A 2,318-nucleotide genomic window follows, 5' to 3' on the forward strand; every position below is an offset into this window, starting at 1 on the left:
AGCCGGGGCGGGCTGTACTGCATGGCGACCCGACCGGACGCGAGGCGGCGCGGTTATGCCGCCCGGATCCTGCAGGCGCTGCTGCGTGAAGGGGACGCCCGGGGCCTCAGCGGCTGCTGGCTGCTCGTGATGGCCTCCAATTCCGGAGCCCGGGAACTCTACGCCCGCGCCGGTTTCGAGGCAGCCGGCCGGTACCTCTACCGGCAGGAACGGCCCAAACGGCACCTGACCGGCTGCTGAAACGGCGCCCGCCGCACCCGAAAGAATCGGGGCGGCAGACGCCGTCGGGCATATCGGGGCAGGAGGCCCCTAAGTGCCTTCCGTCTCATAGTGCAGACCGAGCCACGGCGACGCGGTCAGCTCACCGCCGGCGGGCTGCGGTGCCGACGGCCGTACGTCGCAGTCTGCAGCTGGTACCCGGCACACCCCGGACCCCTGCGAGCCGGGCGTCTGCATCCCGGCCACCTGGACGGGCCAGTGGTGCGGGAACGCGCTGTGGTGTCTGATTCTGGACATGGGGCTCCTCCGGGTCGTGGGCGGTTCAGGGAAGCTGCAGTGCCGGCCGGGCCGGCTGCTGCTGCCCGGCGGTTTCCGCTTCGGCAAGCAGTTCCCGGCGTCGGGCAGTTCCGGCCAGGTACGGGCCGCCCAGTTCCTCGATCGGGGTCCTGTACGTCTCGCGGGAGAAGTACACCGAGACGGCTGCGATCAGCATGCAGACCGTGGCGAAGACGGCCACGGGAACCCAGCCGGTGACGCCCGGGGCCAGGAGCATGCCGGCGATCATCGGGGCGAAGCCGGCCAGGACGAGTCCGAGCTGGTTGCCCATCGCCATGCCGGTGTAGCGCACGGGTGCGGCGAACTGCTCGGCGAAGAACGAGGGCCAGATGCCGTTGAAGCCCGAGTACAGCACCGTCATGTTCAGGAAAGCGGCCAGGAAAACCAGCACGATGTTCCCCGAGGACAGCGCCACGAAGTACAGGAAGATCGTGACCGAGCAGCCGATCGCAGCGCTCAGTAGCAGGGGGCGCCGTCCGATCCGGTCCGAGAGTTTCGCGGCCAGCGGCATGGCGAACATCGACAGCCCGATCGCTATGGCGTTGACGGTCAGGATCGAGGCCCGGTCAAAACCTGCGGTGGAAGTGGCGTACGCCAGCCCGAAGACCGTGAAGACGGTCTGCATGACGGACATGATCGACATTCCCACCACCCGCAGCACGTCGGCGCCCTGGAACTTGAGCACTTCCTTGACCGGCATCGGGGCGACCCGCTGCTGTTCCTGCGCCGCTTCGAAGACCGGGGTCTCGTCCAGATGTGTCCGCACCCAGTAGGCGATGCCCAGGACCACGATGGAGAGCAGGAAGGGGATGCGCCAGCCCCAGCTCATCATCGCTTCCTGGGGGAGTGCGGTGACCGGGACGAAGACCAGGGTGGCCAGCACCATGCCCGAGGCGTAGCCGGTCATCACGAAGCTGGTGAAGAAGCCGCGCCGGCCTTCCGGGGAGTGTTCCAGCGTGAGGGTGGAGGCGCCCGCGGACTCGGCGCCGGCGGAGAATCCCTGCGCCAGGCGCCCGGCCACCAGCAGGATCGGGGCCCAGACGCCGACCTGTTCGTAGGTCGGCAGGAAACCGATGCCGAGCGATGCCAGGCCCATGATGCCCAGCGTGAGCAGCAGGATCTTCTTGCGCCCCAGCTTGTCGCCGAAGTGGCCCATGACCAGTCCGCCCACCGGCCGCGCCACGTAGGCCACGCCGAAGGTGGCGAACGCTGCGACCAGTCCGATAGCGGGGTCGGCGGACGGGAAGAACAGGTGCGGGAACACCAGGGCCGCGGCCGTGCCGTAGATGAAGAAGTCGTAGTACTCCAGGGTGCTGCCCAGGAACGATGCCAGGGCCGCCTTCCGCGGCGTTTTGCGCGCGGCCGGGCTTGAATCGGGTGCTGTGTGCATGGGGATCTCCTTAAGACAACGGTGTCTTAGTGGAAGCCGGCTGGGAATCCCCGAGGTGGAAGTCCACCGAGAGGATTTGCTGGCTGTTGGGGAATGAGTAGGCCTTGAGCGGCTCGTGCAGCGGATGGGTGTTGTACACCGCGATGTCCTCGACATTTTCGAAGTCCGCGACGATTGCGTAATCGAAAGAGCGCTCGGTGTTGAGCTGGTCGGGACCGTGGGTCAGGCTGAGCATGCCGGGGATATTCCCGGCCATCGCGTTGAGTCCGGCGATCCAGGCCTGCTTGTCGGCGGGCGGGAAGTCCGGTTTGAACTGGAAGAGAACGGTGTGGCGGATCATCTCAGGCACCCACCAGTTCGGCTGCGTGGGCAG

Annotated in this window: 4 protein-coding genes; 1 reads left to right on the forward strand and 3 read right to left on the reverse strand. The window is 67.3% G+C overall.

Features of this window, described 5'->3' with window-relative positions; all coding sequences use genetic code 11:
• Positions 1-240: GNAT family N-acetyltransferase (locus BJQ90_RS18410; protein WP_226761652.1), on the forward strand; the 240-nt coding region annotated here is incomplete at its 5' end.
• Between the two features lie 69 nt (positions 241-309).
• On the opposite strand, the gene BJQ90_RS18415 is transcribed toward BJQ90_RS18410, so the two are convergent.
• The 3 genes from BJQ90_RS18415 to BJQ90_RS18425 all read right to left on the reverse strand — a co-directional run.
• A complete protein-coding gene (locus BJQ90_RS18415; RefSeq protein WP_226761653.1) occupies positions 310-516 on the reverse strand; it encodes a hypothetical protein in 207 nt (68 codons plus the stop codon).
• A gap of 25 nt (positions 517-541) precedes the next feature.
• On the reverse strand, positions 542-1,945 hold the full coding sequence (locus BJQ90_RS18420; RefSeq protein WP_226761654.1) for an MFS transporter: 1,404 nt from the start codon (positions 1,943-1,945) through the stop codon (positions 542-544).
• 10 nt (positions 1,946-1,955) lie between these two features.
• Positions 1,956-2,318, reverse strand: a 363-nt coding sequence (locus BJQ90_RS18425) for a Dabb family protein (RefSeq protein ID WP_319004659.1), incomplete at its 5' end; no start/stop codon positions are given.

Source organism: Arthrobacter sp. SO3 (assembly GCF_020532825.1).
Taxonomy (GTDB): domain Bacteria; phylum Actinomycetota; class Actinomycetes; order Actinomycetales; family Micrococcaceae; genus Arthrobacter.

Coding starts and splice junctions, on each gene's coding strand:
- BJQ90_RS18420 (WP_226761654.1), bottom strand. CDS start 1,945: ATGCACACAGCACCCGATTCAAGCCCGGCCGCGCGCAAAACGCCGCGG.
- BJQ90_RS18415 (WP_226761653.1), bottom strand. CDS start 516: ATGTCCAGAATCAGACACCACAGCGCGTTCCCGCACCACTGGCCCGTC.